This is a genomic window from Pseudomonas sp. FSL R10-0056 (assembly GCF_009600105.1).
In the GTDB taxonomy this organism is placed as follows: Bacteria; Pseudomonadota; Gammaproteobacteria; order Pseudomonadales; family Pseudomonadaceae; genus Aquipseudomonas; species Aquipseudomonas bubulae.
Genome location: NZ_WIWL01000013.1, coordinates 1 through 8,210 on the forward strand (window position 1 = coordinate 1; position 8,210 = coordinate 8,210).

General features: G+C 62.7%; 6 protein-coding genes and 1 pseudogene. 5 read left to right on the forward strand and 2 right to left on the reverse strand.

What is annotated here, in order from left to right; genetic code table 11:
• Positions 1-85 (reverse strand): annotated as a pseudogene (locus GHO42_RS26275) (short-chain dehydrogenase); the annotation flags it as partial.
• A 29-nt stretch (positions 86-114) separates the two neighbouring features.
• Positions 115-1,095 carry a flavin reductase family protein gene (locus tag GHO42_RS00990; RefSeq protein ID WP_095000070.1) on the reverse strand — a complete coding sequence of 327 codons (981 nt, stop codon included), beginning with the start codon at positions 1,093-1,095 and terminating at the stop codon, positions 115-117.
• 173 nt (positions 1,096-1,268) lie between these two features.
• Between GHO42_RS00990 and GHO42_RS00995 the strand changes: the two genes are divergently transcribed.
• The 5 genes from GHO42_RS00995 to GHO42_RS01015 form a co-directional block, all read left to right on the forward strand.
• A complete protein-coding gene (locus GHO42_RS00995) occupies positions 1,269-2,705 on the forward strand; it encodes a coniferyl aldehyde dehydrogenase (RefSeq protein WP_153328908.1) in 1,437 nt (478 codons plus the stop codon).
• Positions 2,706-2,797: 92 nt separating this feature from the next.
• Positions 2,798-4,363 carry an amidase gene (locus tag GHO42_RS01000; RefSeq protein ID WP_095024613.1) on the forward strand — a complete coding sequence of 522 codons (1,566 nt, stop codon included), beginning with the start codon at positions 2,798-2,800 and terminating at the stop codon, positions 4,361-4,363.
• Between the two features lie 219 nt (positions 4,364-4,582).
• Positions 4,583-5,770, forward strand: a complete 1,188-nt coding sequence (locus GHO42_RS01005; RefSeq protein WP_095000073.1) for an acyl-CoA dehydrogenase family protein — start codon at positions 4,583-4,585, stop codon at positions 5,768-5,770.
• A 56-nt stretch (positions 5,771-5,826) separates the two neighbouring features.
• Entirely contained in the window at positions 5,827-7,572 is a 1,746-nt protein-coding gene (locus GHO42_RS01010) for an FAD-binding protein (RefSeq protein WP_153328910.1), read from the forward strand.
• On the forward strand, positions 7,569-8,210 hold a 642-nt coding region (locus GHO42_RS01015), incomplete at its 3' end, for an FAD-dependent oxidoreductase (RefSeq protein ID WP_153384077.1). The genes GHO42_RS01010 and GHO42_RS01015, both read left to right, overlap by 4 nt.

Sequence of the window (8,210 nt, forward strand, 5' to 3'; positions counted from 1 at the left end):
GGGCGATGCCGCGCCCGATGCCGCGGCCGCCGCCGGTGATCACCGCCACGCTGCCGGTCAGGTTGAAGCGCTGAATAATATTCATAAAAGTCCTTTTCCTTTTTAGGTACAAAGCTAGCGGGGCGCCCACAGGTCGGGCAAGCCGGGATCACTGGCGGCAATCAGGCGCTTGAGCAGCACCTTGAGCGCCTGGGCATCACCGGGAGCGAGACGGGCCGACACGTTCTCTTCCACCGCCTTGGCCAGCGCCACCTGTTGCAGCGAGGCCTCGCGGCCGGTGGCGGTCAGCACATAGCGTGGCGCCTGCTGGCTGCCTTCGAGGGCGACCAGGTTCTGCTTTTCGAGAAAGCGCATGCTTGCCACGCTTACCACATGCCCGGTATAGCTGACGAAGTGATTGATTTCATCCAGGGTCAGGTTGTCGCGAATACACAGCACTGACAGGATAAAAAAGGCATGTTCGTCCAGTTGCTGATTGCTCAGCAGGCGATGCAGGGCGTCGAGCAGCTGGTAATGGGCGCGGCCCAGCAAGTAACCGAGCAGGTCTTCGGTGTAGCTGCATTCCGGCGGTGGCGGGGTGGTCGCCAGGCGCAGCTCGCTGCGCGGCTTGCGGGTTGCCAGGGCATATTGGCCACTTTGAAAGGCCAGCGGTGCACGGTCACTGTGATCGAAGGCGAGTACTTCCCCGACGAAAATCACATGATCGCCGCCTTCATACTGAAAGGCCGTGCGGCACTGAAACCTCGCGGTGCAGTCCTGCAGCAGCGGCGCGGGGCTGATGCCGTTATCGAGCTCGATTTCAGCAAACTTGTTCTCGCCCTGCATGGCAAAGCGTCCGGACAGCGGCTCCTGCTCTGTCGACAGCACATGCACGTTCCAGTGCGAACCGGCACTGAATACCGGCAGGCTGCGGGCGGACTTGGCCAGGCTCCACAGCACCAGCGGCGGGTTGAGCGATACCGAGTTGAAACTGTTGGCCGTAATGCCAATGGGCGAGCCATCTTCGGCCTGGGTGGTGATGATCGTCACCCCGGTGGTGAAGGTGCCCAGCGCGGTACGGAATGCCTGCGGGTCAAAACTGCTTTGCACTGCCATGACGAACCTCATGGATTGAATTTTCGTGCTGGCAGTATTCCCCTGGCTTGCGGGGGCTACATCGTCTTAATGGACTAACGGATATGGCCGATTATCGTCCGATCGGACGAGGCATTGCGGGGCGCAGTTCGCTAGCGTCGGTTGATCGAACCGGTGTATCAGAGGACTTATCCATGACGTTCAGCAGCACTGCTCCAGAACAGCTGACCAGCCTGTTGGCGGCGCAGAAAAAAGCCTTTGTCGGCGCAGGCCACGTCAGTGCCGAGCTGCGTCGGGAGCGCATCCAGCGGGTGATCGAGTTGCTGGTGCGCTTCCAGCAGCCGCTGGTCGAGGCCATGGATGCCGACTTTGGCGGCAGGCCCCAGGGCTTTTCGTTGATGAATGACGTGCTGGGTTCCCTGGCTTCGCTCAAATACGCCCGCGACCATCTCGAGCACTGGGTTGCAGACGAGCCGCGCCAGGTGTTTGCGCCCTATGACCAGTTGGGCGCCAAGGCCTGGGTGATGCACCAGCCCAAGGGCAGTATCGGCATTCTCGGCACCTGGAATGCGCCGCTGTTCACCTTGCTCAGCCCCTTGGCCTGCGTGCTGGCGGCGGGTAACCGGGCGATTCTCAAGCCCTCTGAAGTGGTGCCGCGTACCGCCGATGTGCTTGCCGGGGCTTTTGCCGAGCTGTTCGATCCGCTGGAAATCGCCGTGGTCACCGGCGACGCCGAACTGGCGCAAGTGTTTACTGCGCAAGCCTTCGACCATCTGGTGTTTACCGGCAGCACTGCGGTGGCCCGCTCGGTGATGCGCAATGCGGCGCAAAACCTGGTGCCGTTGACCCTGGAGCTGGGCGGCAAGTCGCCAGTGATTATTTCCCGTAGTGCCGACCTGGCCAAGGCGGCCTTCAGCATTGCCGTGGCCAAGGCCAATAACGGCGGGCAAATCTGCATCAATCCGGACGTGGTGTATGTGCCCCGCGAACAGATGGAAGATTTCCTTGGCCTGCTGGGCGCGGCCTACAGGGAGCTGTTGCCCGCCACCGACGCCAATCCTGACGTGGTTGCGGTGGTCAACGACCGGCATCTGCAGCGTATCGAAGGCTATGTGCAGGACGCCCGCCAGCGTGGCGCGCGTGTCGAGCGCTTCCCTAGGGCTCTTGAGGTCGACGCGCTCACACGCAGGCGACCGTTGCAGGTGGTGATCAATCCGCCCCGCGACAGCCTGATCCTGCAAGAAGAAATTTTCGGTCCGGCACTGGTGCTGTTGCCCTATGAGCAGCTTGACCGTGCGCTGGCCGATATCCATTCACGCGAGCGCCCGCTGGCGCTGTACTACTTCGGGCAAAGTGAAGAAGAGCAGCGTCATGTGCTGCAAAACACGATTTCCGGTGGGGTCAGCATCAACGACGTGATGATGCATGCGGCTTTGCACGATGCGCCTTTTGGCGGTATTGGCGCCTCGGGCATGGGCCATTACCACGGCCGCGAAGGGTTCCTGGAGTTCAGCCATATGCGCACCGTGTACAAGGCTGCGGCCCACGACCCGCGCCGCGAGTGGGGCCTGTTGCCGCCTTATGGCGAGCACTTTTTACCCGCCATGCAGGCGATGGTCACCGCCGACTGAAACCCGAAATGCCCTTGTGGGAGCGAGCAGGCTCGCTCCCACAAGGGGCGTTGCTCTTTAAATAAAAACAAGATTTGCTCTGGAGATAGACCTTGCAAAACCCTGCCGAAACACCTGAACAATCCACTGGCTGGCCCCGTCGCCACGTCCTCAAAGCGGGCGCCCTGGCCGTGGGTGCCGGGCTGCTGGGGCGTTTTGCCAATGCCGCTGAAGGCACCGCCATTTCGCCCGCCGAGTACCTGGCAATGGATGCCACCGACATGGCCCGCGCCGTACAAAAGGGCGAACTCAGCCCGCACGCTCTGCTGGCAGCGGCCATGGCCCGCTGTGATGCCGTCAACCCCAAGGTCAATGCCGTCAATATGCGCCATGACGACTACGCCCAGGCACTGCTCAAGGCCCGCAGTGCCAGCGGGACTGCGAATACCGGCGCACTGGCCGGGGTGCCGATCCTGATCAAGGACCTCAACACCTACCTGCAAGGTACCCGCACCACCAATGGCAGCAGGTTGTACAAGGACGCGCCACCAGCGCCCCACACCAGTACCCTGATTGACCGCTATCAGGCAGCCGGGGCCGTGCCGTTTGGCAAGACCACCTGCCCGGAATTCGGCCTGACCACCACCACCGAATCCCTGCTGTGGGGCCAGACCCGCAACCCCTGGAACCTGGCCAAAAGCGCCGGCGGCTCGTCCGGCGGAGCTGCTTCGGCGGTTGCCGCAGGTATTGTGCCGGTGGCCCATGCCACCGACGGCGGCGGCTCGATCCGCATTCCGGCGTCTTATTGCGGGCTGGTCGGGCTCAAGCCGACGCGTTACCGCACACCAAGCGGCCCGGGCAAGTACGAGGGTTGGTTCGGGGCCAGCGTGGGCAACGTGGTGTCGCGCAATATGCGCGATATGGCGCTGTTTATGGACGTGGGGCAGGGACATGAGGCGGGCAGCCCGTATTGGGCAAAACCGCTGGTACGTCCTTACGTTGAAGAGCTGCGCACTGCACCGGGCCGTCTGAGTATCGGTGTGGTGCGTGACTCGTTGACCGGCTCGCCGCTGGACCCGGCGGTGGTCAGGGTGCTGGACGACACTGCCAAACGCCTGGCCGCCCAGGGCCATGAAGTTGAAGAATTGCGCCTGAGCATCGACCCACGGCAGTTGTTCGGAGCCCACGGCTCGGTGGTTGGCGATGCCTTGCTGACCATGGTGCACGATCGCGAGCAAGTGCTGGGGCGTAGTGCCACGGCCGATGACTATGAACGCATCACCCAGGTGGTACTGGGCAATGCCCAAAAAGTCACTGGAGAGGGTCTGTACCGGGCGCGGCAGTCGTTCGAAAGTATTGGCGGTTATATGGAAGAGCAGTTCCAGAAGTACGACGTGATCCTGTCGCCGGTAACGGCCAACATTACCCCGGACCTGGGCCTGCTGAGCCTGAACCAGCCGTGGGACAGCTATGCCCACAACGCCATGGGCAGCGCGGCCTTTACCGTGTTGGCCAACGTCAGCGGGCAGCCGGCGCTGTCGTTGCCGGTGGGCATGAGCGACAACGGCCTGCCCATCGGCATGATGTTCACCGCGCCATTGGGCGGTGAAGACGTGTTGCTGCGTTTGGGCGCGCAGATCGAGCAGGATCGGCCTTTTGCGAAGTTACCGGTGGTTTAAAAAGCGCCCTGACCCTCTCCCTCAGGTAGAGGGGATTGATTGGCGTTTGCCCTGCGGCTAGCTCCCTCTGCCTTTGGCAGAGGGTTGGGGTGAGGGCCAGCCTTCACCCGATATCCCGACTAGTCCGCTTTGACGATGATCCACAACCCCGCTGGCGGGATTATTCGTCACACACCGCCCGCGCATTCGCGCAGCGAGAGACTGACGGAGAACACACGGATGGATCAGATACGAGAGAAAAGTCCGATTGAGCTTGAGCTGCTGCAACGCGCGCGCAATTTGATACCTGCGCTTAAAAGCCGTTCAGCCCAGGCGGACAAGGACTGCAAGCTACCTGACGAAACCGTTCGCGAAATGCAGGAAGCCGGGCTGTTTCGTGCCCTGCAACCGAAAAAGTGGGGCGGCCATGAAATCGACTTGCGCACCTTTTTTGAAATCCAGATGACCCTGGCCGAAGGCTGCATGTCCACCGCCTGGGTTTATGGCGTAGTGGGTGTGCATCCGTGGCAACTGGCGCGTTACCCGGTAGAGGCGCAGCGTGATGTGTGGGGCGAGGACAGCTCGGTGCTGGTGGCCTCGACCTATATGCCCGTGGCCAAGGTCACGCCGGTCAAGGGCGGCTATCAGGTCAGCGGGCGCTGGGGCTTCTCCAGTGGCAGCCAGCATGCGCAGTGGTGTCTGCTTGGCGGCATCGTGCCGCAAGATGAAACCGGCCCTACCGAACACGGCACCTTCCTGATCCCGGCCAGCGACTACCGTATCGAGCAGAACTGGGACGTGTTGGGGCTGCGCGGCAGCGGCAGCCACGATATCGTCGTTGAAGACGCTTTTGTTCCGGCCCATCGAGTACAGCGCACCAACAATTACGGCATCGAAGCCACACCGGGGCGGCTGGTCAACACCAACCCGATGTACGCCATCCCGTTTGCCCAGGTGTTTGCCCGTGCCGTCTCTACCTCGGCCCTCGGCGCCCTGCAAGGCGCGATCAACGAGTTCCGTGACAACGCGGCCAAGCACATCGGCAAGCATGGCGCCAAAACCGCCGAAGACCCGGCCGCCCAGGCTGCCGTGGCCGAAGCCATCATCACCGTCGACTCGCTCAAACTGGTGCTGATGCGCAACTACGCCAACCTGATGGCGCTGGCCGCCGCCGGGGAATACCCGGATGTGGAAACCCGCCTGCTGTATCGCTACCAGTCTTCCCATGTGACCAATGTGTGCGCCGACCGGGTCAGTGACCTGCTGCGCTGCATGGCCGCATCGGGCTTGTACAACACCAACCCGGTGGCGCGCTTCTTCCGTGACCTGCATCAGGCTCGCGGGCATATCGCCAATAACGAGGCGGCTTACCGGCGCAGTTACGGCCTGGTGCAATTGGGCCTGCCCAACGCGGATCCGTTTGTGTGATCGGCTGATCTACATCCGGCAAAACACCTCTGACCTCAGCGCAAGGCATAACAATAATGACGGCTCACGATCAGTCTCAGTCCAGCTATGACGTAATTGTTGTCGGCTCCGGCGCCGGCGCCATGACCTCAGCCCTGTTTGCGGCTGATCAGGGCCTGTCGGTCCTGATTGTCGAAAAAAGCGATAAATACGGTGGCACTTCGGCGATTTCCGGTGGCGGTATCTGGATCCCCAACAACCACTACTTTGCCGCGCTCGGCGGGCAGGACAGCCCCGAGCTGTCGATGCAGTACCTCAAGGCGGCCACCGGCGAGCATGGCGACCCGGTGCGCCTGAAGGCGTATCTGGATCACGCCGCGCCGATGATCAAAAGGCTCACTGCCAACAGCCACGTGCGTTATGCGGTGGCCGACAAATACCCCGATTACTACCCGCAACTGCCCGGCGCCTTGCCGGGTGGTCGCACCCTGGACCCGGAGCTGTTCGACACCAGCCTGCTGGCCGAAGAGCTGCCCAACCTGCGCAAGCCTTCACCCTCCACCCTGTTGATGGGGCGCATTGCCTGGACGGCCCGCGATGCGCACAAGGCCATGGCGCGCAGCTTTGGCTGGCAATGGCTGATCTTCAAGTTGATGGCGCGCTACAAGCTCGACTTCATATGGCGGCGCAAAAGTAAGTACGACCGCCGCGCTGCGTTGGGCAGTTCGCTGGTGGCGTCGTTGCGTCGTTCGCTGATGGACCGCAACGTGCCGCTGTGGCTCAACACCGACTTTCAGGATGTGGTGCTCGACGGTGACCGGGTGTGCGGCATCAAGGTCGCCACCGGCGGCAAGGTGCTTGAACTCAAGGCCCGTCGCGCCGTGATTTTCGGCTCTGGCGGTTTCGAACAGAACCAGACGCTGCGTGAGAAGTTCCTGCCGCAGCCGACCCGCGCCAGCTGGAGCGCCACGCCACCGGGCAACAATACCGGGGCAGCGCTTGAGGCCGGCATGCACATTGGCGCGGCCACCGCGCTGATGGACTGGGCCTGGTGGGCACCGACCATTGCCGTACCCGGCGAAGAAAAACCCCGCGGGGTGTTTGCCGAACGGGCGTTCCCGGGGGCTATTGTGGTCAACAGCCTGGGTCAGCGCTTCGTCAATGAAGCGGCGCCGTACCTGGAATTCGTCGACGCCATGTACCAGGACAATCGCAAGACTGATGGCCGATCAGTGCCTTCGTGGGTGATCTTCGACGGGCACTTTCGCTTCCACTACGCCATGGGCCCGTTGATGCCGGCCCAGGTGATGCCCGACAGCCGGCTGCGCAAGGAGTGGCTCAACACCGTGTACTGGAAGGCCGACAGCCTTGAAGCCCTGGCCATGCAGATCGGCGTGGATGCGCAGGGGCTGGACAGCACCGTGCAGAAGGTCAATGGCTACGCCCAAACGGGTGTCGACCTGGACTTCGATCGCGGCGGCAACGTCTTCGACCGCTACTACGGCGACAGTAATATCCAACCCAACCCGTGCCTGGCGCCGTTGCGCAAGGGGCCGTACTACGCCATGCGCCTCGATGCCGGTGATATCGGCACCAAGGGCGGGTTACTGACCAACCAGCATGCCCAGGTGGTGCGTGAGGGCGGCCAGCCGATCCCCGGCCTGTATGCGATCGGCAATTGCTCGGCATCGGTGATGGGCACCAGCTACCCGGGCGCCGGTGGCACCCTGGGCCCGGCCATGACCTTTGGTTATATCGCCGCCAATCATATCGCCAGCAGCGTGCCGGCTACGGCCAGCAGCAAGGTGCGGGCACTGTCATGAGCCGAGCGCAGAATACGTCCAGCAACAGCAAAATTCTCGCGCCCTTGCAGGCCGAGCGCCTGAGTGCAGGGGACTGGCACGACACCTGCGACGTGCTGGTAATAGGTTGGGGGGCGGCGGGTGCCTGCGCTGCGCTGGAGGCCAGCAGCAATGGCGCCAGGGTGATTGTGGCGGACCGCTTTACCGGCGGTGGCGCCAGTGCCAAAAGCGGTGGTGTGGTTTACGCCGGTGGCGGCACCCGGCATCAACAGGCCGCAGGTTTCACCGACAGCACCCAAGCGATGTTTGACTACCTCAAGCACGAAACCCAGGGCGTAGTCAGCGATGCAACCCTGCAAAAATTCTGCGATGACAGTGTCAGCAATCTTGACTGGCTTGAAAGCCACGGTGCCCGCTACGCCCACAGCGTACCGCCGGGGGGCAAGACCTCATACCCGTCCGATGGCCATTTTTTGTATTACTCGGGCAATGAGCTGGTGCCTTCCCATGCCGGCACCCAGCCACCGGCCCCCCGCGGCCATCGTACGGTGGGCAAGGGCCAGTGTGGCGCAGTGCTGTATGGACATCTCAAAGCCGCGTGTCTGCGGGCCGGGGTGCAGCCGTTGTTGCAATCGGCGGCACGCCGGCTGGTGGTGGAG

Coding starts and splice junctions, on each gene's coding strand:
- GHO42_RS00990 (WP_095000070.1), bottom strand. CDS start 1,095: ATGGCAGTGCAAAGCAGTTTTGACCCGCAGGCATTCCGTACCGCGCTG.
- GHO42_RS00995 (WP_153328908.1), top strand. CDS start 1,269: ATGACGTTCAGCAGCACTGCTCCAGAACAGCTGACCAGCCTGTTGGCG.
- GHO42_RS01005 (WP_095000073.1), top strand. CDS start 4,583: ATGGATCAGATACGAGAGAAAAGTCCGATTGAGCTTGAGCTGCTGCAA.
- GHO42_RS01010 (WP_153328910.1), top strand. CDS start 5,827: ATGACGGCTCACGATCAGTCTCAGTCCAGCTATGACGTAATTGTTGTC.